Source organism: Brevundimonas sp., assembly GCF_046299535.1.
Lineage (GTDB): Bacteria > Pseudomonadota > Alphaproteobacteria > Caulobacterales > Caulobacteraceae > Brevundimonas.
Window position 1 is genome coordinate 162,348 of the sequence record NZ_JBKBIB010000001.1, and the last position, 24,523, is coordinate 186,870.

The window sequence follows — 24,523 nt, forward strand, 5'->3', positions numbered from 1 at the left end:
AAGGGGCCGCCCGACGGGCGACCCCTTTCTTATCCCGTGCTCTTGCGAGCGAAGGATTATTGAGCGGCCGGAGCGGGCTCGGCGGCGGCTTCTTCGGTCGCTTCGCCAGCGGCGGCGGCGGCTTCACCGGCGGCGACGGCGGCGTCTTCAGCAGCGGCGTCCGCAGTGGCGGCGGCGTCAGCGGCCGTGTCGGCGGCGGCGTCGGCTTCGGCAGCGGCTTCTTCAGCGGCGGGGGCTTCGGCGGCCGGCTGGCAGGCGGCGACGGACAGGGCGGCGACGCCGGCGGCGGCGACGAGCAGTTGACGGATGGTCATATGGGATATCCTTCAGAAGGGTGGTGCGGGGTCATGATTCCCGCTCCCTCAGATAACGCGATCGTGAGGCGACCCGTCAAGCGGATTCTCACGGGTTCGTGATTACGGCCAAGCTTTTGGCGTTCAGACGGCGGCGCCGGCCTCGGACAGGGCTTCTTCCAGTTCGATGAAGGACGGCTGTGCGCTGGACGGCACGTCGCCGCGCCCGATCTCCACCGAGATCTGCGCCGCATTGCCGTGCAGGTGCGCCACAAGCACCGACTGGATGATCTTGTAGAAGGCCGCGTCGCCGTCGATGATCTCCTTCAGCCGCGTGGCCAGCGGCCCGACCAGGCCATAGGCCAGGAACACGCCCAGGAAGGTGCCCACCAGCGCCCCCCCGATCATGCCGCCCAGAATTTCCGGCGGCTCGGTGATGGAGGCCATGGTCTTGATGACGCCCAGCACCGCCGCGACGATGCCCAGCGCCGGCAGGGCGTCGGCGGTGTTCTGCAGGGCGTGGGCCGGGGCCAGGGCTTCGTGGTGGTGCTTCTCCAGCTGCTTGTCCATGGCGTCCTCGACCTGGTGGGGATCCTCCAGATTCATGGTCATCATGCGCAGGGTGTCGCAGATGAAGTCCGTGGCGAAGTGGTCCTTCATGATCTTCGGATACTTCTGGAAGATCGTGGACTCCGCCGGCTTCTCGATGTGGCTTTCCAGGGCGATCACGCCCTTGGACTTCATGGTCTTGGTCAGCAGGAACAGAAGGCTGAGCAGGTCGCGGTAATCGCCCTTCTTCCACTTGGGCCCGGCGAAGACCTTGCCCAGGCCGCCCAGCACCCCTTTCAGGGTGGTGACGGAGTTCGAGATCAGCAGCGCGGCGACGGCCGCGCCCCCGATCATCATCATCTCATAGGGCAGGGAGTGCAGGATGACCCCCATCTTCCCGCCCGCGATGGTGTATCCGCCGAACACCATTGCGAACAGCACGATGATGCCGATGATCTGAAACATGGAAAGCCAGCCCTTTTCACGCCGTTCTGGCGCGGATTTCAGGGGACCATGCCGGTTAATGCTTAAAACGGTGTTTCATTAAGGTGCGCTACCGCTCGCCGCGCGGCGGCTCGCTGCTTGAGCGCAGGCGCGAGAGCGCCTCGCGCCAATCTTCTCCTCCCCGCCTGCGGGGAGGGGGACCGCGCGGGCGACTCAGCCCGCGTGGTGGAGGGGGCGGCTCGGTGTCGCCCCATGATCGCCAGTTCCTGACCGCCCGCAACGCCCCCTCCGTCACGGGCGCTGAGTCGCGCCCGCGCCACCTCCCCATCCCAAGCGATGGGGAGGAGAAGCGCTCCACGCCCTCAAGCAGCGAGCGCCCGCGGCGCGAGCGGTAGGGCCCTAAATATGTATGGCATGGCCCAGAGCGCGCAGGCTGGCTTCGTGGAAGGCCTCGCCCAGAGTCGGGTGCACGTGGATGACGCCGGCCACGTCCTCCAGCACCGCGCCCATCTCCATCATCTGGGCGAAGCTGTTGGACAGCTCCGACACATGCTGGCCGACGGCCTGAATGCCCAGAATGCGGTGATCGGCCTTCGACGCGATCACCCGCACGAAGCCGCCGTCGTCGCCGGCCTCCAGCGCCAGCGCCCGGCCGATGGCGGAGAAGGGGAACACCGACTGGATCACGTCGTCGCGGCCCTTCACGTCGTCGGGGCCCAAGCCCGCCGAGACGATCTCCGGCTCGGTGAAGCAGACCGCCGCGATGGTCACGGGATCGAACACCCGTTCATGCCCGGCGATGATCTCGGCGACCACCTCGCCCTGGGCCGAGCCCTTGTGGGCCAGCATGGGTTCGCCGGTCAGGTCGCCCACGGCCCAGACGTTCTTCATGGCGGTGGCGCAGCGCTCATCCACCTTCACGAACGGCCCGTCCATGGCCAGGCCCATGGTCTCCAGACCCCAGCCCTGCGTGCGCGGGCGCCGGCCCACGGTCACCAGCACCTTGTCCGCCGCGATCTGGATCGGCTTGCCGTCCTTCGTCGTCACCGACAGCTTGCCCTTTTCGAAGCCCCCGGCGCGGGCGCCCAGATGCAGGGTCACGCCGTGGCGCTCCATCCACTTCATCACCGGATCGGTCAGGGCCTTGTCGTAGAGCGGCAGGATGCGCTCGGCCATCTCCACCACCGTCACCTCGGCGCCCAGCTTGCGGTAGGCGATGCCCAGTTCCAGCCCGATATAGCCGCCGCCGACCACCACCAGCTTCTTCGGCACTTCCGACAGGGACAGGGCCCCGGTGGACGAGATCACGTCGCCGCCGAACGGCAGGAACGGCAGCTCCACCGGCTCGGACCCCGTGGCCAGGATCACATGCTCGGCGGTGATGCGGATGTCGCCGTCATCGGTGGAGACGGTGCAGGTCTTGGCGTCGGAGAAGGTGGCCCAGCCGGTGATGACCTTTACCTTGGCCTTCTTCAGCAGGGCCGCGACTCCGCCGTTCAGCTTTTTGACGATGCCGTCCTTCCATGCCACCGTCGCCTTCAGGTCGATGGCCGGCTTCGCCGCCGTGATCCCCAGCGTGCCGCCGTCAGCGGCTTTCGCGACCGTCTCGAACTTGGAGGCCGCATGGATGATCGCCTTGGACGGAATGCACCCCACGTTCAGGCAGGTCCCGCCGAGGCCGTCGCCCCCGTCCACCAGAACGGTGTCCAGCCCCAGCTGCCCGCAGCGGATTCCCGCGACGTAGCCGCCGGTCCCGGCGCCGATGATGAGGACCTTGGTTTTGATGTTTTGCATCTTCTTTTCCGCTCATCCCCGCGAACGCGGGGACCCAGTTCTATCCAGCTTGACGCCGGCGTTTCAGCCTTCCTCTACGGGAGGCGCCCAGTCCTTCACATCCACCAGATCGCCGAGGCGAAGGCGTTCGTGAAGGTCGTCCCAGCCCGGATTGGCCTTCTCGATCAAGTCCAGCTTCCAGACCCGATTCCATTTCTTGATCCGGCGCTCGCGCTTGAACGCGGCCTCACGGCTGTCAAACACCTCGTACCAGACCAGCCGATCCACGCCGTATTTCGCGGTGAAGCCACAGAAGGTCTTGTTCTTGTGCTGGTTCACACGCGTGACCAGGTCGTCGGTCGAGCCCACATAGATCGTCCCGTTTCGCCCACTCGCCACGATGTAGGTGAAGAACGCCATTCTAGCTCCGCTCATCCCCGCGAACGCGGGGACCCAGTCCTGTCCAGCCTGGCGCTGGAGCTTGAGGAGATCGTTCCAACAAGACTCTCACGGTTCATCACCCAAAGCACTGGGTCCCCGCGTTCGCGGGGATGAGCGGAAAGAAAGGAAGCCTACCCCATCCACAAGGTCGCCGGGTGCTCCAGCAGGCCCTTGATGCGCTGGACGAACACGGCCGCGTCGTGGCCGTCGACGATGCGGTGATCGAAGCTGGACGACAGGTTCATCATCTTGCGCACCACCATCTGGCCGTCGATCACCACCACGCGCTCGGCGATCTTGTTGGGGCCCACGATGGCCACCTCCGGGTGGTTGATGATGGGGGTGTGCACCACCCCGCCCAGGGTCCCCAGCGAGGTGATGGTGATGGTGGAGCCGCTCAGCTCGTCCCGTTTGGCCGAGCCGTCCTTCGCCGCCCCCGCCACCCGGGCGATCTCGTTGGCCGTGTCCCAGGGGTCGCGCGCCTCGGCGTTGCGGACCACCGGCACCATCAGGCCGCTCGGCGTCTGGGCCGCGATGCCCAGATGCACGGCGGCGTGGGTGGTCAGGATCCCGCCCTCGTCGTCATAGTGGCTGTTGATAGTGGGCTGGTCGCGCAGGGCCACCACGATGGCGCGGGCGATGAAGGGCAGGACGTTCAGCTTGGGCTGGTCCTTGGCCTTGGTCGCGTTCATGTGCGCCCGCAGCGCCTCCAGCGCTGTGACGTCGATCTCTTCCACGTACGTAATGTGCGGAATGCGCCGGACGCTGTCGGCCATCTTCTCCGCGATCTTGCGGCGCAGGCCGATGATGCGGGTCTCGGTGGTCCCCTCCGACGCCGCATACAGCGAGCCGCCGGAGGACGCCGCCGCGGGGGTCGATCCGCCGGACAGGAAGGCGTCCAGATCCCCGTGCTCGATGCGGCCGCCGGGGCCGGAGCCGGGCACAAACTGAAGCTCCACGCCCATGTCCCGGGCGCGCTGGCGCACCGCCGGCGAGGCCAGCGGGCGCACGCCGGGGGCCTGGGGCTGGCGGGCGATGACGTCGCGCGCCGGGGCGGGCTGGAGCGCCGGCGCCTTGGCCTTCTCCGGCGCGGGGGCCGATGACGCCGTGCTCGCGGCGGGGGCAGGGGCGGGCGCGGCGGCCTCAGCCGACCCGGCCTCCCCCGCGAAACTCACCAGCGGCCCGCCGACGGCCAGGGCCTGACCCGGCTCGCCGTGCAGGATCGCGACGGTCCCGGCGACGGGGCTGGTGATCTCGACGGTGGCCTTGTCGGTCATGACCTCGGCCAGGATCTGGTCTTCCTCGACCGCGTCCCCGACCTTCACATGCCATGTGACCAGCTCCGCCTCGGCGGTGCCTTCGCCCACGTCGGGCAGCTTGAACACGCGGCCGACGTTGGCGGCGGGCGCCTCATCCTTCGCACGGGGCGGAGCGGCGGGTTCAGCCGCCGGTGCAGGGGCAGGGGTTTCAGCCGGTTTCGCGGCGGGCGCGGCGGCGGCCTCGGCGTTGCCCGCGCCCTCCACCTCGAACTCCACCAGCGGCGAGCCCACGGCCAGTTGTTCGCCCGGCTCGCCGTGGGCGGCGGTGACCTTGCCCGCCACCGGGCTGGTCAGCTCCACCGTGGCCTTGTCGGTCATGACGTCGGCGATGACCTGGTCTTCCTCGACCGTGTCGCCCACCTTCACATGCCAGGCCACCAGCTCGGCCTCGGCGGTGCCTTCGCCCACGTCGGGCAGCTTGAAGACATAACGTCCCATATCAGCGTCCCCCGCTCATGACGGCTTTCAGGGCGTCGGCCACGCGTTGCGGGCCGGGGAAATACTCCCACTCGAAGGCGTGGGGATAGGGCGTGTCCCACCCGGTCACCCGCGCGATGGGCGCCTCCAGATGATAGAAGCACCGCTCCTGCACCAGCGCGCTCAGCTCGCCGCCGAGACCGGACGTGCGCGGCGCCTCATGCACCACGACGCAGCGGCCGGTCTTCTTCACGCTCGCCTCGATGGCCTCGATGTCCAGCGGGACCAGCGTGCGCAGGTCGATGACCTCGGCGTCCACCCCCGCGTGCTCGGCGCCAGCCAGCGCAACCCAGACCATGGTGCCATAGGCCAGGATGGTGACGTCGGCGCCTTCGCGCATCACCCGCGCCTTGCCGATGGGCTCCACATATTTGCCGGTGGGGACCTGGGCCAGATCCTGCGCCTTCCACGGCGACACCGGCTTCTCGTGCCAGCCGTCGAAGGGGCCGTTGTACAGCCGCTTGGGCTCCAGGAAGATCACCGGATCGTCGTCCTCGATGGCGGCGATCAGCAGGCCCTTGGCGTCATGGGGATTCGATGGAATCACCACCTTCAGCCCCGCGATGTGGGTGAACAGGCTTTCCGGGCTCTGGCTGTGGGTCTGGCCGCCGAAGATGCCGCCGCCATAGGGCGAGCGCACCACGATGGGGGCGGTGAACATGCCCGCCGACCTGTACCTAAGCTTGGCCGCCTCGGACACGATCTGGTCGTAGGCCGGATAGATGTAGTCGGCGAACTGGATCTCGACGACCGGGCGCAGGCCGTAGGCGCCCATGCCGATGGCCGCGGCCACGATGCCGCATTCGCTGATGGGGGCGTCGAAGCTGCGGGTCATGCCGTGCTTGGCCTGCAGCTTGTCGGTGACCCGGAACACGCCGCCGAAATAGCCCGTGTCCTCGCCGAAGCTCAGCACATTGCCGTCCTCGGCCATCTTCACGTCCAGGGCCGAGTTCAGGGCCTGGATCATGTTCATGGGGACCACGTCGCCTTTCGGGGCGACGGACTTCGGGGCCGCGTCCTGATCGACCATGTCCGGCTCGAGGCCGTCGGTGCGGTCGGCGTCGGTGAAGGTGGTGTTGCTCATGATCAGACCCCCACCTCGCGCCGCTGTTCAATCAGGCGCCAGTCCTCGGTCGCATAGACCTCCTCGAACATGGTCTTCACGCTGGGCCGCGACTGGCCCAGGGTGCCGATGGCCTCGGCCTCGCGTCCCGCCGCGCGGACCTTTTCCACCGCATCGCGCTCGGCCTCGGCCTGCTGGTCGTCGGACCATTCGCCCAGCTTGATCAGGTGCTGCTTCAGCCGCATCACCGGATCGCCCAGCGGCCATTTCTCGTGCTCGTCCCCCGGCCGGTAGCGGCTGGGGTCGTCAGAGGTGGAGTGGGGGGCGCCGCGGTAGGTGAACAGCTCGATCACCGTGGCCCCCAGATTGGCGCGCGCCCGCTCCTCGGCCCACTGGGTCGCGGCCCACACGGCGAGGAAGTCGTTGCCGTCCACCCGCAGGGCGGGCAGGCCGTAGCCCACGGCCTTGGAGGCGAAGGTGGTCTCCAGACCCCCGGCGATGCCCTGGAAGGAGCTGATGGCCCACTGATTGTTGACGATGTTGAGGATCACCGGCGCCCGGTAGACGGACGCGAAGGTCAGGGCGTTGTGGAAATCGCCTTCCGCCGTGGCCCCGTCGCCGATCCAGGCGATGGCCAGCCGGTCGTCGCCACGATAGGCGCTGGCCATGGCCCAGCCGACAGCCTGCGGATACTGGGTGCCCAGATTGCCCGAGATGGTGAAGAAGCCGTAGTCGCGGCTGGAGTACATGATCGGCAGCTGGCGGCCCTTGATGGGGTCCGAGGCGTTCGAATAGATCTGGTTCATCATGTCGACCAGCGGATAGCCCCGCGCGATCAACAGGCCCTGCTGGCGATAGGTGGGAAAGCCCATGTCCTCGCGCGGCAGCACCATGCCCTGGGCCACAGCGATGGCCTCCTCGCCGGTGCATTTCATGTAGAAGCTGGTCTTGCCCTGGCGGTGGGCCCGGTGCATCCGGTCGTCGAAGGCGCGGGTCAGGATCATGGCCCTCAGGCCGTTGCGCAGGGTCTCGGCGTCCAGCTTCGGATCCCAAGGCCCCACCGCCTCGCCCGCATCGTTCAGCACACGCACCAGCCGGAAGGCGTGGTCGCGCATGTCCAGCGGCGGCGTATTGGTCTCGGGGCGGTCCACCGCGCCGGGCTCGTCCAGCCTCAGATGGCTGAAGTCCGGCGTGTCGCCGGGCCGGCCCGAGGGCTCTGGAATTCGCAGCGACAGCGGTCGTGCGTTCGGCCGCTTGGCCGGGGGCGTCTTGCTCATGGTCCGTCTCAGCGTCTGCGGCCGTTGGCGGGCGGGGCTTCCTCAGCGAACGCATAGCACGAGGGGTCGCTCCACGTCCGCCCAATTTTGCCCTTGCACAAGGACGAATTGGGGTAGATTATTGCGCCAAATCGCAATTTGGAGAAACGGCTTGGCCGAAGAACTGGATCCCATCGACGCCCGCATCCTGGATATCCTGCAGCAGGATGCCGGATTGCCGGTGGCCGAGGTGGCCGAACGGGTGGGCCTTTCGGCCTCGCCCTGCTGGCGCCGCATCAAGAGACTGGAGGATAGCGGCCTGATCCGCAAGCGGGTCACGCTGCTGGACGCCGATCTGCTGGGCCTCAATTTCGAGGTCTACGCCATCGTCAAGCTCAGCCTGCCCTCCAGGGAGAACCTCCAGATCTTCGAGGAGGCGGTCGCCCACTGGCCCGAGGTGATCCAGTGCGCCACCATCACGGGGCGCGAGGACTATGTGCTGCGCATCATCACCAGCGACATGCACGCCTTCGACCTGTTCCTGCGCGAGAAGCTGCTCAGCCTGGGCATCGTCTCGGACTGCGAGAGCCACATCGTCACCCGCGGCGTGAAGAACGTCACCGCCCTGCCGCTGGCGCTGGTCACGCCGCACGTCTAGTCTGCGTTCGCCGGGATATGAAGGGGACACGGCCATGATCGAGATGGTCATCGACGCGCGGAAAAAGGACCTTGGCGGGTTCGAGGTGGGGCGCATCCTGCCGTTCCATGCGCGCCGCATGGTGGGACCCTTCGTCTTTCTGGACCAGATGGGCCCGGCCGAGTTCGCGCCGGGCTCGGACGCCATCAATGTGCGGCCGCATCCTCACATCGGCCTGTCGACCCTGACCTATCTGTTCGAGGGCGAGATCATGCACCGGGACAGTCTGGGATACACCCAGGCCATCCGTCCCGGCGAGGTCAACTGGATGACCGCCGGCAAGGGCATCGTCCATTCCGAGCGCACGGACCCCCTGAAGAAGACCCAGGGCGGCCCCATGCACGGGATGCAGGCCTGGATCGCCCTGCCCGACGAGGCGGAGGAGACCGATCCCGCCTTCTTCCACCACGGCGAGCCCGACCTGCCGGCTTATGAGAACGGCGGCCTGTTCGCCCGGCTGGTGGCGGGCGAGGCCTATGGCGCGGCCGCCTCGGTCAAGACCTCCTCGCCCCTGTTCTATGTGCACTGGGAAATGGAGCCGGGCGTGCGCTCCGCCCCGCCGCCGGGCCGGGGCGCCGGGGGCATGAGCGAGCGGGCGGTGTTCGTGGCCAAAGGCTCCATCGAGATCGGCGACCGGGTGCTGCAGGCCGGCCAGATGGCGGTGCTGGAGCCCCACGCCGAGCCGACCATCAAGGCGCTGGAAAAGGCCTCGGTGATGCTGCTGGGCGGCGAGCCGGTTGGCCCGCGCATCATCTGGTGGAATTTCGTCTCCTCCAGCCAGGCTCGCATCGACCAGGCCAAGGCCGACTGGAAGGCCGGACGCATGGCCCTGCCGTCGGAGGACTCGCTGGAGTTCATCCCCCTGCCCGAAGAGCCGCCCGCGGCCCCGAAACCGGAGCCGACCCACCCGGTTTGATCCACGGCGCCTTTCCTTCTCCCCTTGAGGGAGAAGGGACAGCTCTGATGCGGGCGGAACTGCCGAGTTCGTCCCGCATTTTTCCGGGCCAATGCATTGCCGCATAAGATCTCCGCAAAATTCTTAGTGCAGTTCTCCGACCGCGTTCCCCCGGCCCGTATGCTTTTCCCATCCCGTCGCACGGGAAGGGCGCTCGGCCGGCGACCTTGCGGCGACGGGCTGTGATCGAGCGGGATATAGCGGCGGGGCGGATTACTCGCCGGGTCCGGGACATGGAGCGCTGTCCATGCCCGCCCGTTCAGGGCCTAAACACCGGCTAGCGCCTAAGACGCGTGCCCACCGGGGGCTCTGGGATAACGATCGCGCGGGGCGTCAGCCTTCGTCGAAACGGTATTTGTCTATCCCTACACCGGGCGATGGCCCGGCGCCCCGTCCCCTTCCCATCAACCCGCACCGACGGGCGCTTCAGCCTGAGCGCGGCTCAGCCCAAGCAATTGCGCACGCCCGCGCTCAAGCAGCGAGGCGCCGCGCGCCGAGCGGTAGCGCACCAGGAAACCCGCTCAAGCAGCGAGGGACCGCGTCCCGAGAGCGGTAGCGCCCTAAACGCGCTCAAGCAGCGAGCGCCGCGCGGCGCGCGGTAGCGCACAAAAGTGGCGCGCCACCCCCTAATCCTCTAGGTCCGGGCCATGTCCCTTCGCGTCGTCACCTGGAACGTCAACTCCGTGCGCCTGCGGGCCGAACAGGTCGCCCGCTTCGTGGCCGAACAGGCCCCGGACGTGCTGTGCCTGCAGGAAATCAAATGCCTGCCGGACCAGTTTCCGGAAAGCGCCTTTCGCGACATGGGCCTGCCCCACCTGAAGGTGGCGGGCCAGAAGGGCTGGCATGGCGTGGCCATCGCCTCGCGCCACCCCATCGCCGATGCGCCCGATCTGGCCGCCTGTCGTGAAGGCCACGCCCGCTGCGTCTCCGGCGTCATCCAGGGGGTGGAGATCCAGAATTTCTACATCCCCGCCGGCGGCGACATTCCCGACCGGACCCTGAATCCCAAATTCGATCACAAGCTGGATTTTTACGAGCGCCTGACCCGCCAGTTCGGCGCCCGGGACCCGAAGGCCCCCCTGCTGGTGGCCGGCGACCTGAACATCGCGCCCGGCGAGAACGACGTGTGGAACCACCGCTACATGTCGAGGATCGTCAGCCACACGCCGGTCGAGGTGGATGCCATGCGCGCGCTTCAGGCCTCGCTGGGGTTCACCGACGTGGTCCGCGCCGCCCATCCCGAAGACCAGAAGCTGGCCAGCTGGTGGAGCTACCGCGCCGCCGATTTCCGCCAGTCCAACCGGGGCCTTCGGCTGGACCACCTATGGACCTCGCCCGGTCTGACCCCCGCCGTCATCCCCGGTTCGGCCCGCATCCACGAGGACGTCCGCGCATGGGAACGGCCCAGCGACCATGCGCCCGTGGCCCTCGACCTGGCGGTCTGATCGACGAAATGGTCTGACATTAACGCCCCTGCAACCGGCGTCAGGGCCTAGTGTGACCGTACAGGATTGAGGGCCGGTCCAAGGGGGGCTGATGCCGAACTATGGAGCCTCGCGCGCACTGACGGCCCTCCTGAGTCGGGGCATGGGCCTGTTCCATCTGCGCACCCCGCTGAAGATGGTTGTGGCCTTCTCGGTGGTCCTGACGGCCATCGCCGTGATGGGCGTGGTGCTCTTCACCCACATGCAGACGGTCAAGCGGTTCGAGGCCGCCAGCGTCAAGGCCCTGGCGACCCTGAGCGCGTCTGCCGGCGCGCGATTTGACCTGGCCCGCCAAGAGAACTCGCTGCGTGGCTTCATGCTGACGGGCGAGCCCTACTATCTGCGCCGCATCGAGACCGTTCACCGGCCCAGCTATATCCGGCACGCCGACGAACTGGCGCGTCTCGCGGCGGATGATCCCCCCATGCAGGCGCGGGTTGCGGCCCTGAACGCCGCCTACGCCCGCTGGGAGGCAGAGGCCATGACGCCGGCCATGGCCCTGGCCGCCGACCCCGCAAGCCGGGCCGAGGCCGTCGCCCTGGTGGGCGAAGCCGGGCTGGCGGACGGCCTGATCGCTCCGGCCGAGGACGTGCTGGACGCCCTGCGCGATGACGCTCGCAGCGCCCTGCGGGGATACCACGGGGCCAACGGCCGGGCGCTGGTTGTCATGGAGATCGCCCTGGTCGGGGGCATCCTGAGCGCCGCCCTGATCGCGGCCTTGATGGGCGCCATTCTGGTGCGGGATATGGGCTCGCCTGTCTCGGCCCTGACCCGGATCATGCGTCGCCTGGCCGCGGGCGAAACCGACTTCGTCGCGCCCGGCGTGGGTCGTCGCGACGAGATCGGCGACATGGCGCGGGCGGTGGACACTTTCCGCCGCGCCGCCGTGGTCAAGATGCGCCTTGAAAGGGAGGCCGAGGAGCATCGTCGCCAGACCGAAGCCTTGATGATCGAGGCCCAGGCCGCCAATCGCGCCAAGTCCGAATTCCTGGCCACCATGACCCACGAATTGCGCACCCCCCTCAACGGCGTGCTGGGCATGGCCCAGATCATGGCGCACGACGAACTGTCCCCGGCCCAGCGCCAGAGGCTGGACACCATCAATGAGTCCGGCGCGGCCCTGCTGCGCATCATCAACGACATCCTCGATATCTCGCGCATCGAGGCCGGGCGGCTGTCGCTTGAGCCTGCGCCTTTCAACATGCGCAATTTCGGGAATGATCTGGCGGCCCTTTATGGTCCGCTGGCCGCCGAGAAGGGCCTTGCGTTCAGCCTGGTCGTGGAGCCGGAGGCCGAGGGCTGGTTCCTGGGCGACGTGGTGCGCATCCGTCAGGTGATGGGCAACCTGTTCTCCAACGCCCTGAAGTTCACCGAAACCGGCGGGATCGAGGGCCGCATCGCCCGGGAGGACGACATCCTGCGCCTCAGCGTGGCCGACACCGGGCCGGGCATCGCCGCCCGGGACCGCGCCCGCCTTTTCGACCGTTTCGTCCAGGCCGACGGCTCCAGCACCCGAAAGCATGGCGGCGCCGGGCTGGGTCTGGCCATCTGCCGGGATCTGGCCGCGCTCATGGGCGGGGCGGTTACCGTTGAAAGCACACCGGGCGAGGGGTCGACCTTCGCGCTGGAGATCGCCCTGACGCCCGTGGACTCCGCGCCGCGCGAGGACGCCCGCGGCGCAGCCCCGGATCGCCCGGTGCGGGTGCTGATCGCCGAGGACAATCCCGCCAACCGGCTGGTGCTTTCGACCCTGCTCAGCCAGTTCGCCATCGAGAGCGAGACTGTCGAGGATGGCGAGGCCGCGATCGAGGCCTGGGCGTCGGGCGACTGGGACGCCATCCTCATGGACATCCACATGCCGAGGATGGACGGCATCGCCGCCACCGCCGGCATCCGCGAACGCGAAAAATCCGAGGACCGGCCCCGCACGCCCATCATCGCGGTGACCGCCAGCATCCTGGCCCACGAGACCGACGGTTATCTGGCCGTCGGCATGGACGGCTGGGTGCCCAAACCCGTGGACGCCCGCCGCATGCTGGAGACCCTGAAAACCGCGCTCGGGGTCTAGGCCTAAGGCTGAAGGCGATAGCCGCCCGCGTCGGTGACCAGCAGGCGGGCCTGGCCCGGCTCGGGCTCGATTTTCTGCCGCAGACGATAGATGTGGGTCTCAAGGGTATGGGTGGTGACCCCGGCGTTGTAGCCCCACACCTCGGTCAGCAGCTCCTCGCGCGACACCGGCTTGGCGCCGGCGCGGTAGAGGTACTTGAGGATGTTGGTTTCCTTCTCCGTCAGCCGGATCTTCCTGTCCTTCGGACCCATGAGCATCTTGCCCGCGGGCCGGAACTCGTAAGGGCCGATGGCGAAGACCGCGTCCTCGGACTGTTCGTGGCTGCGAAGGTGGGCGCGGATCCGCGCCAGCAGCACCCCGAAGCGGAAGGGCTTGGTGACATAGTCATTGGCGCCGGAATCCAGCCCCAGGATGGCGTCCGAATCGGCGGCCGCCCCGGTCAGCATGATGATGGGCGACTTGACCCCGGCCTTGCGCATCTGGCGACAGGCCTCGCGTCCGTCCATGTCGGGCAGGTCCACGTCCAGCAGGATCAGGTCGGCGCGGATCTCGCGGCCCATGCGAACGCCGTCGGTCGCCGTGGCGGCCTGGACGGTCTTGAACTCGTCATGCATGTCCAGCTGCTCGGCCAAGGCCTCGCGCAGTTCGTTATCGTCGTCGATGATCAGCAGGGTCTTGGATTGCGCCATGCAACAAGAATGGCGAGCGCCGGGCCGATCGCCAAGGCTTGAACGGCGAAATTCGCTCCCGAGGCGGGACTTTGCGACCGATCAGGGGGCAGGACGGGCGCCGAACAGGCCCGAACCCACCCGAACATGGGTCGCGCCGAAGCGTACGGCCGTCTCGTAGTCACCGCTCATGCCCATGGACAACACCCCCAGGCCGTTGCGGGCGGCGATTCGCGACAGCAGGGCGAAATGCATGGCCGGCTCTTCTTGCAGCGGCGGAATGCACATCAGGCCCTGCAGGTCGAGGTCGTAGTCAGAGCGGACCCGGGCGATGAAGGCGTCCGCCCCGGCGGGAATGACGCCCGCCTTCTGTGGTTCCTCGCCCGTGTTGATCTGGATCAGCACCCGGGGCCGCATCCCGGCCTTCAGGCCCGCCTCGGCCAGCGCCCGCGCCAGCTTTTCCCGGTCCAGGGTTTCGATGACGTCGAACAGGGCCAGGGCCTGATCCGCCTTGTTGGACTGCAGGGGGCCGATCAGCCGCAGATGCAGATCGGGCAGGACGGCCCGCCGTTCCGCCCAGCGGCCCTGCGCCTCCTGAACCCGGTTCTCGCCGAAAATACGCTGGCCTGTATCGAGGGCGGCCTGGACCGCTGCTTCGGGCTGCTGCTTGGAAACAGCGGTCAGCGTGATATCCGAGGGATCCCGCCCCGCCGCGCGGGCCGCCCTGGTGATGCGGCGGCGCACCGTTTCCAGAGCTGAGGCGACGAGAGAGTCCATGGTCCTGTCCGAGGAAGCGACCCGGCTGTGGGAGACAGCCAAGGCCTTAAACCGCGCCGCGGCCCGTGTCAGCCCGTCTGCGGCGCGCCTGCCGCCGCTCCTTTTCGTCACCGACCCGGACCGCACGCCTCGTCCATGGGAGATCGCAGCCCGCCTGCCTCCCGGCGCCGCCGTCATTCATCGCGGCTTTGGCCGTGCCGAGGCGGAGGCCGACGCGCGACGGCTGAGGGCTGTCACCCTTGAGGGGCAGGTGCGCCTGCTGATCGGGCTGGACATCGCCCTGGCCGTCGCCGTCGGCGCGGACGGCGTGCATTTGCCAGAACGCACGCTTCACCGGGCGGGGGAGGCGCGAGCGGCCGGACTGGCGCTGGTCACCGGCGCGGCCCATTCCCCGGAGGCGCTGGACCGGGCTGCGGACACGGGACTGGACGCCGCTGTGCTGTCGCCCGTCTTTCCGACGGCCAGTCCATCCGGCGGAGAGGCACTGGGATCTGAACGCTTCGGCGCAATGATCAGCGGCGCGCGCCTGCCGGTTCTGGCGCTGGGCGGAATTCACGCGGCGAACGTCCGCATGCTGGCCTCCAGCGGCGCTGCGGGTCTCTGCGCGGTCGACGGGATCGTCAGGGCTTTCGCCCCGGAATCCGCTTAGAATTTGAAAATAGTCTCGAGCCGAACCCGGGGCTGGGAGCGGCGGTCCGTCTCCACCGGCCGGGCGGGATCGGTCTGCGGCTCCGACAGCGAGGCTGCGGCGCCGACGCGGAGGCGCGGGTTAAGACGATAGTAGGCGCCGGCTTGAACGTCGCTCCAGTCCGCTTCACGGCCGACCGGCTGACTGAGGTTCAGGTCAAGGCCCCAGCGACCGTCTTCGTTCCACTGCAGGCCACGCCTTGGCGTGTCGCGCCCGGAGACCAGATCGTTGCGGACGGCGGCGGATGGCTGGACGGAGGCGTTGGCGGAGTCGCGAGTCTGCGCGGCGACGTCATCCGACGCCGCTATCAGAGCCGCAGCAGCGGCCATCGCAACAAGGAGTCCCTGGACTCGCATCACCTTTTTTCCGCCCTTCCAAAGCGGCGTGGACCGTTGGTCGTCCCTTCGCCGACCGGTCGGTGGGACCGATACCGGCGAAGTCGATTAGACATGGTCTCACAGCCCGGTCAACGCAATGCGATGGCCCTGACAAGGTTCCGTGACAGGTTCATGCAGGCCTGTGGCTCGCGCAACACGGGAGTTCAGGATCAGAATGCGCGGGACCGCTTGTCAGCGCGGCGGTTCGCCATGCTATAGACGCTCAGGCGGTCCGTGGGGGCGCGGCGCCGGTCGTCCGGTCGTGCGCGTCCGGGCGGGACGGCAATATATTTGACGGAGTTTCCCATGGCCATCACTCGCGGCGTGTCGATCGCCCTGATCGCCTCCAGCGTCGCCCTGGCGAGCTGCGGCGGCCTGAACCCCTTTTCGCGTGGCGGGGGCGGCACGGCTTCCGCCGGGGCCGAGCAAGGCATCGGGGTCAACAGCTTCCTCTGGCGCGCCTCCCTGGACACCCTGTCCTTCATGCCGCTGATCACGGCGGACCCGTGGGGCGGCGTGATCAACTACGACTGGCATACCCCGGCCGCGTCGCCAGGCGAGCGTTTCAAGGCCACGGTGTTCATTCTGGACACCCGCCTGCGCGCCGACGCCCTGAACGTCACCGTGACCCGCGAAGTCCGAAACGAGGCGGGCCAGTGGATCGCACAGCCGGTGAATCCCCAGACCGAAACGGACCTGGAAAACGCCATCCTGACGCGGGCCCGGCAACTGAACCTCGCCCACGCCGGCTGATCGCCGGAGCCAGACTGACCGCATGACGCGCTACGATCCCCGGACGGCCGAACCCCGCCAGCGTGCGCGCTGGGAGGCGGCGAAGGCCTTCGTGACCCCGACCGGCGACACCGGGCGGCCCAAATACTATGTGCTGGAGATGTTCCCCTACCCCAGCGGGAACATCCACATGGGCCACGCCCGCAACTATGTGATGGGCGACGTGGTGGCCCGTCACAAGCGGGCCCAGGGCTTCGATGTTCTGCACCCCATGGGCTGGGACGCGTTCGGCATGCCGGCCGAGAACGCAGCCATGGAGCGGGGCGTGCATCCGGGCGACTGGACATGGTCCAACATCGCCGCCATGCGCGACCAGCTGAAGCTGCTCGGTCTGTCGCTGGACTGGAGCCGCGAGTTCGCCACCTGCGACCCGGCCTATTACGGCAAGCAGCAGGCGTGGTTCATCGAACTGCTGAAGCGCGGTCTGGTCTATCGCAAGGAAGGCGTCGTCAACTGGGACCCGGTGGACAACACCGTCCTGGCCAACGAGCAGGTGATCGACGGCCGCGGCTGGCGCTCCGGCGCCGAGGTCGAGAAGAAGAAGCTGACCCAGTGGTTCCTGCGGATCACCGACTACGCCGATGATCTGGTGGAGGGTCTGTCCACCCTCGACCGCTGGCCCGAAAAGGTCCGGCTGATGCAGGCCAACTGGATCGGCCGCTCCACCGGCGCCCGGGTGACCTGGCCCCTGAAGGGTGATGTCCCGTCCGGCTTCGAGAGCGTCGAGGTGTTCACCACGCGGCCCGACACCCTGTATGGCGCGTCCTTCGTGGGTCTGGCGCCCGATCATCCGCTGTCCGCCGCCCTCGCCGCGCGCAATCCGGCGGCCGCCGCCTTCATCGCCGAGTGCAAGAAGGGCGGCGCCAGTCAGGCCGAAATCGACCAGGCCGAGAAGATCGGCTTCGACACCGGCCTGACCGCCGTCCATCCGCTGGATCCGGCGCGCAAGGTCCCGGTGTGGATCGCCAACTTCATCCTGTCCGAATACGGCACCGGCGCCATCTTCGCCTGCCCGGCCCACGACCAGCGCGATCTGGATTTCGCCCGCAAGTACGATCTGCCGGTCATTCCGGTGGTGCGCCCCGACAACGCCGGCGAGGATTTCACCGTGGCCGACGAGGCCTATGTGGGCCCGGGCCGCATCTTCAATTCGGCCGATCTGGACGGGCTGGACGTGGAGTCCGCCAAGACGGCGGCGGTGGGGCGCATCGAGGCGGCGGGCCTTGGCGAAGGCGCCACGGTCTATCGCCTGCGGGACTGGGGCGTGTCGCGCCAGCGCTACTGGGGCTGCCCCATCCCGATCATCCACTGCGAGGCGTGTGGACCCGTCCCGGTCCCGAACGACCAGCTGCCCGTGGAGCTGCCGAAGGACGTGACCTTCGACGTGCCCGGCAATCCGCTGGACCGCCACCCCACCTGGAAGCACGTCAAATGCCCCTCGTGCGGCGTGGACGCCCGGCGCGAGACCGACACCCTGGACACCTTTGTGGACAGTTCGTGGTATTTCGCGCGCTTCGCCGACCCCACGGCCGACGCGCCCATCGACAAGGCGGCGGCGGATCGCTGGCTGCCGGTGGACCAGTACATCGGCGGGGTCGAGCACGCGATTCTGCACCTGCTCTACGCCCGTTTCATCACCCGCGCCCTGTCCGACGCCGGCCTGATGAACGTGAAGGAGCCGTTCGCCGGCCTGTTCACCCAAGGCATGGTGGTCCACGAGACATACAAGGCGCCTGACGGAAAGTGGGTCGAGCCCACCGACGTGGAGATCGTCACCGAGGGCGACCGACGCACCGCGACGCGCCGTTCCACCGGCGAGGCCCTGACCATCGGCGACATCGAGAAGATGTCGAAGTCCAAGAAGAACGTGGTCGCCCCGGAAGAGATTCTGGAGACCTACGGCGTGGACGCAGGGCGCCTGTTCGTGCTCAGCGACAGCCCGCCCGAGCGCGACGTGCAGTGGACCTCCGGCGGCGTCGAGGGAGCCAGCCGCTTCGTCCAGCGGGTATGGACCGAGTTCGACGGCTTCGACGCCGCGAAGACAGGCGACATCAAGCTGGACGAGGCCCTGCGCCGCGAAACCCACAAGGCGATCAAGGCGGTCAGCGAGGGGGTCGAGGGCTTCCGCTTCAACGCCGCCATCGCCAAGCTCTACGCCTTCGTCGCCGTCATCCGCGCCCATGCGGAGGCGGGCGGAGAGGCCCGGCGCGAGGCCCTGTCGGCGCTCGCCCGGCTGATCGCGCCCTTCACCCCGCATCTGGCCGAGGAATGCTGGACCCGCCTGGGTCAGGACGGGATGGTGCTGGACGCGCCCTGGCCCGAGTACGATCCGGCGCTGGCGACCGATGACGAAGTGACCCTGCCCATCCAGATCAACGGCAAGCGCCGGGGCGAGGTGGTCATGCCGCGCGGCGCGCCCGAGGACCAGGTGCGCGAGGCGGCTCTGGCGAACCCCGCGGTTCAGGCCTACCTTGCCTCGGTCAACCAGTCGGTCCGAAAGGTCATCGTGGTGTCCGACCGCATCATCAACCTGGTGGCCGGATGACCCGTCTGGCCCGCATCGGCGCCGCTTTCAGCGCCCTGATGATGCTGGCCGCCTGCGGCTTCACGCCCCTTTACGCCGAGCCTGGCGTGTCGCCGACCCTGTCGCGCATTTCGGTTTCGGTCCCGGACACCCGGGCGGGCTACGAACTGCGCCAGGCGCTGGAGGATGAACTGGCCTGGGATCGCGGCCAGACGCCCCTGTGGCGCCTCCAGACCGATGTGGAGCAACGCCGCGTTGCCCTGGGGCGCCGGGTGGACGACACCGTCTCGCGCTATGAGCTGGTGCTGACGGTGCGGTACCAGCTGGCGCCCGTTTCCGGCGGAGAAGCCATCACCGACGCCGTGACCGCCACGGTCACCTACGCCGCCGCCGACCAGGCCTACGCCGCCATCGCCGCCCAGCGCGACGGCGAACAGCGCGCCGTGGCCGAGGCTGCGCGTCTGATCCGGCTGGACCTGTCGCGCGCCCTTGCCGATCTGAACCGACCCTAGGGCCTGAGCTCTTGTTTTCATGGGCTCTCATCCCGCTGGGCCTGCTGGCGGGCGCGGCGTCAGCATGGTTGACCGCGCGGCTGGATGAAGTGGGGCCGGGCCGGCCGTCGATTCTTCTCGTCGCCGTATCTGCAGCTGTCGGAGCCGTGCTGGGCGGTTGGGCCGGGACAGGCGTCGCCACGCCAGTCGTGTTGACCGCCATGCTGGGCTGGAGCCTGCTGCTGATCGCGGCCGTGGATGCGCGGCATTTCTGGCTGCCGGACTGGTTGACCCTGCCGCTGCTGGCGGGCGGGCTGGCGGCGACGGCGCTGTTCGACCGACCCGCCCTGATCGACCATCTGATCGGCGCGGCGGCAGGGTTCGCCGTGCTGTGGGGGATTGCGGCGCTCTATCGAAGAGCGCGGGGACGCGAGGGGCTGGGCGGCGGGGACTTTCGCCTGCTGGCGGCGGCGGGGGCCTGGACCGGATGGATGGGCCTGCCCAGCGTGCTGCTGTGGGCCTCCGTGGCGGGCCTGAGTCTGGTGCTGGCGCGCCTGGTCCTGAAACAGCCGGTGTCGGGCGAGGACCGCCTGCCCTTCGGCGTCTTCCTGGCGCTCGGGATCTGGATGACCTGGCTCTACGGGCCGCTGGGTCTGTAGGCGGCGAAGCCTTCCAGCGGAATGCGCTCGCCCGAGGCGTCCCGCACGGTCACCGCCTTCAGCCGCCCCGCGTCATCGCCCGCCAGCATCAGGCCGAACGGATTGACCGAAACCTTCAGGTCGCCCAGCGGCATGACGCCCGCCCGCGCCCCGATCACCCGCCCGCCCCAGAAGGCTCCCTCGACCCGCTCGGCGGACAGGCCCAGATCGTCGGCCCCCGCCATGCCCAGCACCAGTCGCAGCGGCGTCAGCACCGCAAGCATCAGCACCAGCGACGCGGCGAAGACGATCAACAGGGTCAGACGGCTCACGGCGCCACGGTCCCCTGCGCCTGCAGGGTGGCGTCGGCGTTCTCCAGTACGCTGAGGCTGGCGATGCTCAAACCGCTGCGCTCCAGAGCGGCGATCCAGCCGAACAGGCGGGCGGTCTCGGCGGACTCCACGGTGAAGGTCGTATCGGCCCCATCCTGCGAAACCTGAACGGCGACGCCCACCTCGGCCGCGCTGTCTGTCAGCAATGTCTCGAGATCGGCGGGCGTCCGCGGGACCCCGCCGGAGGTGTCGATCCCCGCCGCCGCCGAGGCCAGGGCGTGGGTCTGAACGGCGGCGTGCAGACGGTCGGCGGCCCCGTCCTTCCAGGCCAGCAGGGGCGCAAGGATAAGGAACCACGCCAGCACGAGCGCCAGCACCCCGCCGAGCACGCCCAACATCACATGCTCGCGGGCGGTGCGGCCGTCCCACCAGACGCGAGCGGCCTTTATCTGTTCGTTGAAGGCGTTCATGCGGCGGCTCCGATGATCACGTCGCTGACCATGCGGCTGTCCTCCTCAAGGGTGGTCTCGTCGGTCAGGCCGAGGCCCGAGGCGGCGAGCGCCGCTTCCAGCGCCTCCAGATCCCCGTAGGCGCCGTAGGAGAGCGTCGCCCGCACCTGACCGTCGTCATAGACCGACAGGGCGTCCAGCTCGGTCCCCGCCACTTGCTCCACGGCGGCGAACAAGGCGGCGGTGACGCCGGAGACGCCGCCGGATGCGGCGGTGGCGTTCAGGCGCCGCTGGGCCTCCGCAGCCGGATCGGCGTCCGCCGCCATGTCAGGGAACGCCTCGCGCAGCATGGCCGTGCTCTCGCTGTTCAACTCACGCGCCGCCAGGTCGTCCCGCGCGGCCGTCACCCCGAGCAGAAGCAGGGGCGACAGGACCAGCAGGCCCGCCATCACCGCCGCGCGGCGCCAGGCGCCGAGCCCTTCGGCGGCGGTACGGGTGCGGCCGATCAGATTGACCGGCGGGTTGAGTGCGGCCTGGATCAACATGGCCTCTACGTCCTCGGCCCGCTCCACCGGGGTCACGGGGCGCTCGCCCGCGATCAGGGGCGCCAGATCCGGCTCCACCGTCACCGACAGATCGATGCCCCGTAGCGCGGTCATCGGCCCGAAGCCCACCGAGGTCAGGCCCCCGCCCTGTTGCGGCCGCGCCACGGTCAGGTGATCCGGCACGATCACGTCCGGCGTCACCCCCAGCGACTGGGCATAGGCGATCCAGGCGTCAACCAGCGCCGCATTGGCCACGGCCACCAGACGCTTTCCGTCCGTCTCCCGTCGCGGGCCCAGCGACACCCGCAGCCGGTCTGGCGGGGCGGCCAGATCGTCACGCAGGGCCCACAGGGCGGCGGCCCGGCCCTGCGCCTCGTTGCGTCCGGGCAGGTCCAGCCAGCGCACCATCACGTCGGCGCCGGGCGCCACGGCCACGGTGCGCATGGGGGTCGGCGGAGCGCCGGCGCGGTCGAGCGTGAGCAGGCCCCGCTGCATCACGCGGCCGTCGCGGTCCACCGCCAGCCAGGGGGAGGGCTGGTCCGCCGAGGGCGCCAGCAGAAGAAGTCGGGTCAGGGTCATTCGTCGGTTGTCCATCGGCGCGCCACGGTCCGCACCGCCCCGCCGGGGACGGCCTCGATCAGGGCGCTCATGACCGCCTCGGCGCCGCCATGGGCGACCCGGGCGTCCAGGGCGAAGAAGCGGGTGAAGACGCCGGCCTGATCATAGGCGGCGTTGGAGGGCATGATTCCGGCCAGGGTCGGCTGGCTCCAGAAGGCGGCGGTGTCGGTCCAGCCTCCGCGGGGACGCGCCGTGATCACGCGCCGGGCCGCGGGCTCCGACAGCCGGCCGTCGGTCATCATGACCAGCAGCATGGCCTGATCCGGCGTCAGGGTGTTCACATTGATCCCGGTGACCCCCGTCACCGGCAGGGCGCACAGATGGGGCCGCAGGCGGGCGTAGTCCTCGGCCGACACGCCGCGCACGGCGCGCAGTTCGCTGACCTCGGCCAGCAGGGTGCCGCCGGTGCGGTAGGGGGTCGCCTGACCGGCGTAGGCGCCATCCTCTCCGCCCAGGGGCTCGGACCGGCTGTCGGTGTCGATCCAGTCCACCAGCCCGTCGGCCATGGCCCGCGCCCGCGCCTCGGCCACGCCCGCCGCGCGGGACAGGGCCAGGAACTGGCGCACCCCGTCGTCATTGCGGGCCAGCGCCTCACCCTGGCCGGTCACCACGCTGTTCAGATTGAAGCACGCCTGACCGTCGCGCACGGTCACACGGATCGCGCCGCCCTCGTCGACGGGAAAGTCGAAAGTGCGGCCGTTCCATTCGGGCTCCAGCGGCGTGCGGCTGCTGTTCTGGTCCATCAGCCGGCGCACCTGACTCCGAGCCAGGGTCTCGGCGCCCAGGCCGTACCACCGGGCCTGGTCCATGGCTGAAGCGTTGGTGGTCCGGCGCACGGAGAAGCGGATGTCGTCCAGCATGACCACGGACAGTGCCGCCATCACCGCCACCAGCAGCAGGACGGTCAGCAGGGCCATGCCCTCGCGCTCGCGCCGGGACGGTTTCATGCGTCCGCTCCCGCCACCAGAAACAGCTGGCTGACCGGGCCGTAGCCCGCCAGCGTCAGATCGATGCGCACCGCGTCGGGCAGAGGCCGGTTTTGCACCGGCCGCCAGTCGGCGATAGGGTCGCCGTCCAGAATGACGGTCACCTGTGCGCTCTCCACATTCTCCAGCAGCACCTGCGGTTCAGCCGGACGGGCGCCGTCCAGACGCTCGCGCACCCGGCGCTCGAGCCGTCCGTCGATCAGCCGGTAATCCACCCGCTGCATGGAGGCGCGCGGCGCCTCGCTCGGATTGATCCAGCCGCGGCGGGTGACGGCGAACAGGGAATCGCCGCCCAGTTCGAACGCCGCCTGCGGGGCGCCGTCCGCGCCGCGCACTCGCCGGGGCGCGGCCTGGCCAAGATCAGCCCGCATCAGGGCGCGGGCGCGCTGGAAGGCGGCGGTGCGCTCGCTGACCTCGCGCACGGCCAGACGGTTGTCGATGGCGAAGGACAGCAGGCCCACGCCCGCCGAGGCGACCATGGCGAAGATGGCCAGCGCCACCAGAACCTCCACCAGGGTGAAGCCCGCGCGCCGGGTCATCGCACGCTCCGGAAGACGGCCAGGTCGGCTGCGTGCTCACCGCCATCGGTGACCGACACGTCGATGCGCAGGATGCCTGGGTCTTCCGTTACGGTCACCGTTCGGGTCCAGCGCCAGTCGCGCCCGGCCAGTTCAACCTGTCCGTCACTGGTCCCCTGTGACGGCGGATCGCGGGCGACCACGGCCTCCACCGCCACGTTCTCGGCCACCACGGCGCCGAAGGCGCGGGTCTCGGCGCGCACGGCCGAGCGCACCCCCTCGCCCATGAGGTTCAGCAGGGCCAGGGCCGCCAGGCTGAACACGCCCAGGGCCACCACCATCTCGATCAGGCTGAACCCCGGCCGCTCAGTCATCAATGCGCACCTCGCCGGAGCCGTCCACGGTCACGCTCACGGTGCCTTCGCCACGCGACAGGGCCACGGTGAGTGGCTCGGCCATGCCGGTGGGGTCGAAGGCGGTGCGGGCCGTCTCGCGCGGCAGGGCGACGCGCACGTCCTCGCCCCAGTCGGCGCGGCGGAACAGGCCATCCTCCAGCGGACGCCACTCGCCGCCGGTGAACACCTCGAACCCATAGCCGCGCGCGTCCGCCGTCAACGCCACCGGGCGGCCGGTCAGGATCGCCTCCTCCCGCGCCCGCACCAGACGGGCGGCGAAGACCTCGGCCTGCTGGCCCACCGGCGGGCGCGGATCGGGCAGGGTCATGACCACGGCGCCGGCGGCCAGGCCGATCAGGGCCGTGACCACCATCACCTCGACCAGGGTGAAGCCCGCGCGGCGGACCCGGTCAGCGCCAGTTGGAGATGTCGGCGTCATTGCCCTCGCCCCCCTCGCGGCCGTCGGCGCCCAGGGAGATGATCTCGAAGGGCCGGCCGTCGCGACCCGGCTGGCGATACTGATAGGGGTTGCCCCACGGATCCTCGGGCAGGCGGCGCACATAGCCGCCCTGGCGATAGCGCTCCGGCCGGGTCAGGCTGGCGGGCGGCGCCACCAGGGCCTGCAGGCCGTCCTCGCTGCGGGGGAAGGTCAGGTTGTCCAGGCGATAGGTCTCCACCGCCTGCTCAAGCACCGCGATGTCGGCCGTAGCCTTCTCGATCATGGCGCGGTCCTGGGCGGGCAGGACGTTGATGACCACCACGGTGGCCAGCAGGCCGATGATGACCACCACCACCATGACCTCGACCAGGGTGAAGCCGGCGCGCTTGCGGCGGTTGGCGCGGACTGGCGTCGCCCTCAGGCAGCGAGCCGCCGCGCGGCGAGCGTTAGGGCCAAAAATATTCATG

Annotated in this window: 27 protein-coding genes; 9 read left to right on the forward strand and 18 right to left on the reverse strand. The window is 69.1% G+C overall.

Going from position 1 to position 24,523, the window contains the following annotated elements; all coding sequences use genetic code 11:
• Nucleotides 1-56 precede the first annotated feature (56 nt).
• The 7 genes from ACK4FB_RS00865 to ACK4FB_RS00895 form a co-directional block, all read right to left on the reverse strand.
• Nucleotides 57-314, reverse strand: coding sequence for a hypothetical protein (locus tag ACK4FB_RS00865; protein ID WP_409746711.1), 258 nt, complete (start codon nucleotides 312-314; stop codon nucleotides 57-59).
• A gap of 123 nt (nucleotides 315-437) precedes the next feature.
• On the reverse strand, nucleotides 438-1,307 hold the full coding sequence (motA, locus tag ACK4FB_RS00870) for a flagellar motor stator protein MotA (protein WP_409746714.1): 870 nt from the start codon (nucleotides 1,305-1,307) through the stop codon (nucleotides 438-440).
• 378 nt (nucleotides 1,308-1,685) lie between these two features.
• Nucleotides 1,686-3,080, reverse strand: a complete 1,395-nt coding sequence (gene lpdA / locus ACK4FB_RS00875; RefSeq protein ID WP_409746717.1) for a dihydrolipoyl dehydrogenase — start codon at nucleotides 3,078-3,080, stop codon at nucleotides 1,686-1,688.
• A gap of 63 nt (nucleotides 3,081-3,143) precedes the next feature.
• Complete coding sequence (locus tag ACK4FB_RS00880; RefSeq protein ID WP_409746720.1) at nucleotides 3,144-3,479, reverse strand: GIY-YIG nuclease family protein; 336 nt, start codon at nucleotides 3,477-3,479, stop codon at nucleotides 3,144-3,146.
• Nucleotides 3,480-3,631: 152 nt separating this feature from the next.
• On the reverse strand, nucleotides 3,632-5,257 hold the full coding sequence (locus tag ACK4FB_RS00885) for a 2-oxo acid dehydrogenase subunit E2 (RefSeq protein WP_409746723.1): 1,626 nt from the start codon (nucleotides 5,255-5,257) through the stop codon (nucleotides 3,632-3,634).
• A gap of 1 nt (nucleotide 5,258) precedes the next feature.
• The gene (locus ACK4FB_RS00890) at nucleotides 5,259-6,326 is read right to left on the reverse strand and encodes an alpha-ketoacid dehydrogenase subunit beta (protein WP_409747080.1); all 1,068 of its coding nucleotides are present in this window, start codon (nucleotides 6,324-6,326) and stop codon (nucleotides 5,259-5,261) included.
• A 56-nt stretch (nucleotides 6,327-6,382) separates the two neighbouring features.
• Nucleotides 6,383-7,636: a thiamine pyrophosphate-dependent enzyme gene (locus ACK4FB_RS00895; RefSeq protein WP_409746726.1), complete on the reverse strand. Its 1,254-nt coding sequence runs from the start codon at nucleotides 7,634-7,636 to the stop codon at nucleotides 6,383-6,385.
• A gap of 151 nt (nucleotides 7,637-7,787) precedes the next feature.
• Between ACK4FB_RS00895 and ACK4FB_RS00900 the strand changes: the two genes are divergently transcribed.
• The 4 genes from ACK4FB_RS00900 (at nucleotide 7,788) to ACK4FB_RS00915 (ending at nucleotide 12,819) form a co-directional block, all read left to right on the forward strand.
• Nucleotides 7,788-8,273, forward strand: a complete 486-nt coding sequence (locus tag ACK4FB_RS00900; RefSeq protein WP_409746729.1) for an Lrp/AsnC family transcriptional regulator — start codon at nucleotides 7,788-7,790, stop codon at nucleotides 8,271-8,273.
• Between the two features lie 34 nt (nucleotides 8,274-8,307).
• Nucleotides 8,308-9,228 carry a pirin family protein gene (locus ACK4FB_RS00905; protein ID WP_409746732.1) on the forward strand — a complete coding sequence of 307 codons (921 nt, stop codon included), beginning with the start codon at nucleotides 8,308-8,310 and terminating at the stop codon, nucleotides 9,226-9,228.
• A gap of 686 nt (nucleotides 9,229-9,914) precedes the next feature.
• Complete coding sequence (locus ACK4FB_RS00910) at nucleotides 9,915-10,712, forward strand: exodeoxyribonuclease III (protein ID WP_409746735.1); 798 nt, start codon at nucleotides 9,915-9,917, stop codon at nucleotides 10,710-10,712.
• A 91-nt stretch (nucleotides 10,713-10,803) separates the two neighbouring features.
• Nucleotides 10,804-12,819: an ATP-binding protein gene (locus tag ACK4FB_RS00915; RefSeq protein WP_409746738.1), complete on the forward strand. Its 2,016-nt coding sequence runs from the start codon at nucleotides 10,804-10,806 to the stop codon at nucleotides 12,817-12,819.
• Between the two features lie 2 nt (nucleotides 12,820-12,821).
• Here the strand turns inward: ACK4FB_RS00915 and ACK4FB_RS00920 are convergent, their stop codons facing one another.
• Complete coding sequence (locus ACK4FB_RS00920; protein ID WP_409746740.1) at nucleotides 12,822-13,508, reverse strand: response regulator transcription factor; 687 nt, start codon at nucleotides 13,506-13,508, stop codon at nucleotides 12,822-12,824.
• Nucleotides 13,509-13,589: 81 nt separating this feature from the next.
• The gene (locus tag ACK4FB_RS00925; RefSeq protein ID WP_409746743.1) at nucleotides 13,590-14,264 is read right to left on the reverse strand and encodes a YggS family pyridoxal phosphate-dependent enzyme; all 675 of its coding nucleotides are present in this window, start codon (nucleotides 14,262-14,264) and stop codon (nucleotides 13,590-13,592) included.
• Between ACK4FB_RS00925 and ACK4FB_RS00930 the strand changes: the two genes are divergently transcribed.
• Nucleotides 14,263-14,913, forward strand: a complete 651-nt coding sequence (locus ACK4FB_RS00930; protein WP_409746746.1) for a thiamine phosphate synthase — start codon at nucleotides 14,263-14,265, stop codon at nucleotides 14,911-14,913. The genes ACK4FB_RS00925 and ACK4FB_RS00930 overlap by 2 nt on opposite strands.
• On the opposite strand, the gene ACK4FB_RS00935 is transcribed toward ACK4FB_RS00930, so the two are convergent.
• Nucleotides 14,910-15,281 carry an NtrZ family periplasmic regulatory protein gene (locus ACK4FB_RS00935; RefSeq protein WP_409746749.1) on the reverse strand — a complete coding sequence of 124 codons (372 nt, stop codon included), beginning with the start codon at nucleotides 15,279-15,281 and terminating at the stop codon, nucleotides 14,910-14,912. The genes ACK4FB_RS00930 and ACK4FB_RS00935 overlap by 4 nt on opposite strands.
• A 354-nt stretch (nucleotides 15,282-15,635) precedes the next feature.
• Between ACK4FB_RS00935 and ACK4FB_RS00940 the strand changes: the two genes are divergently transcribed.
• Genes ACK4FB_RS00940 through ACK4FB_RS00955 form a run of 4 tightly spaced genes read left to right on the forward strand, consistent with a single transcriptional unit; the run spans nucleotide 15,636 to nucleotide 19,795 of the window.
• Nucleotides 15,636-16,082, forward strand: a complete 447-nt coding sequence (locus ACK4FB_RS00940) for a DUF3576 domain-containing protein (RefSeq protein WP_409746752.1) — start codon at nucleotides 15,636-15,638, stop codon at nucleotides 16,080-16,082.
• 22 nt (nucleotides 16,083-16,104) lie between these two features.
• The gene (gene leuS / locus ACK4FB_RS00945; protein WP_409746755.1) at nucleotides 16,105-18,666 is read left to right on the forward strand and encodes a leucine--tRNA ligase; all 2,562 of its coding nucleotides are present in this window, start codon (nucleotides 16,105-16,107) and stop codon (nucleotides 18,664-18,666) included.
• Nucleotides 18,663-19,157, forward strand: a complete 495-nt coding sequence (gene lptE / locus ACK4FB_RS00950) for an LPS assembly lipoprotein LptE (protein WP_409746758.1) — start codon at nucleotides 18,663-18,665, stop codon at nucleotides 19,155-19,157. The genes leuS and lptE overlap by 4 nt, the downstream gene beginning before the upstream one ends.
• A gap of 11 nt (nucleotides 19,158-19,168) precedes the next feature.
• Complete coding sequence (locus tag ACK4FB_RS00955; protein WP_409746761.1) at nucleotides 19,169-19,795, forward strand: prepilin peptidase; 627 nt, start codon at nucleotides 19,169-19,171, stop codon at nucleotides 19,793-19,795.
• Here the strand turns inward: ACK4FB_RS00955 and ACK4FB_RS00960 are convergent.
• From ACK4FB_RS00960 to gspG, 8 genes are read right to left on the reverse strand one after another with little or no spacing between them, the layout of a single operon-like run.
• Nucleotides 19,774-20,106: a hypothetical protein gene (locus tag ACK4FB_RS00960; protein ID WP_409746763.1), complete on the reverse strand. Its 333-nt coding sequence runs from the start codon at nucleotides 20,104-20,106 to the stop codon at nucleotides 19,774-19,776. The two genes, ACK4FB_RS00955 and ACK4FB_RS00960, sit on opposite strands and share 22 nt — an antisense overlap.
• Nucleotides 20,103-20,576, reverse strand: a complete 474-nt coding sequence (gspM, locus tag ACK4FB_RS00965; protein WP_409746766.1) for a type II secretion system protein GspM — start codon at nucleotides 20,574-20,576, stop codon at nucleotides 20,103-20,105. The genes ACK4FB_RS00960 and gspM overlap by 4 nt, the downstream gene beginning before the upstream one ends.
• Nucleotides 20,573-21,679, reverse strand: a complete 1,107-nt coding sequence (gene gspL, locus ACK4FB_RS00970) for a type II secretion system protein GspL (protein ID WP_409746769.1) — start codon at nucleotides 21,677-21,679, stop codon at nucleotides 20,573-20,575. Before gspL ends, gspM begins: the two co-directional genes overlap by 4 nt.
• Nucleotides 21,676-22,665, reverse strand: a complete 990-nt coding sequence (gspK, locus tag ACK4FB_RS00975; protein ID WP_409746772.1) for a type II secretion system minor pseudopilin GspK — start codon at nucleotides 22,663-22,665, stop codon at nucleotides 21,676-21,678. Before gspK ends, gspL begins: the two co-directional genes overlap by 4 nt.
• A complete protein-coding gene (gene gspJ / locus ACK4FB_RS00980; protein ID WP_409746775.1) occupies nucleotides 22,662-23,243 on the reverse strand; it encodes a type II secretion system minor pseudopilin GspJ in 582 nt (193 codons plus the stop codon). Before gspJ ends, gspK begins: the two co-directional genes overlap by 4 nt.
• Nucleotides 23,240-23,596, reverse strand: coding sequence for a type II secretion system minor pseudopilin GspI (gene gspI / locus ACK4FB_RS00985; protein WP_409746778.1), 357 nt, complete (start codon nucleotides 23,594-23,596; stop codon nucleotides 23,240-23,242). Before gspI ends, gspJ begins: the two co-directional genes overlap by 4 nt.
• The gene (locus ACK4FB_RS00990; RefSeq protein WP_409746781.1) at nucleotides 23,589-24,056 is read right to left on the reverse strand and encodes a GspH/FimT family pseudopilin; all 468 of its coding nucleotides are present in this window, start codon (nucleotides 24,054-24,056) and stop codon (nucleotides 23,589-23,591) included. Before ACK4FB_RS00990 ends, gspI begins: the two co-directional genes overlap by 8 nt.
• Nucleotides 24,028-24,522, reverse strand: coding sequence for a type II secretion system major pseudopilin GspG (gspG, locus tag ACK4FB_RS00995; RefSeq protein WP_409746784.1), 495 nt, complete (start codon nucleotides 24,520-24,522; stop codon nucleotides 24,028-24,030). The genes ACK4FB_RS00990 and gspG overlap by 29 nt, the downstream gene beginning before the upstream one ends.
• Nucleotide 24,523 lies beyond the last annotated feature (1 nt).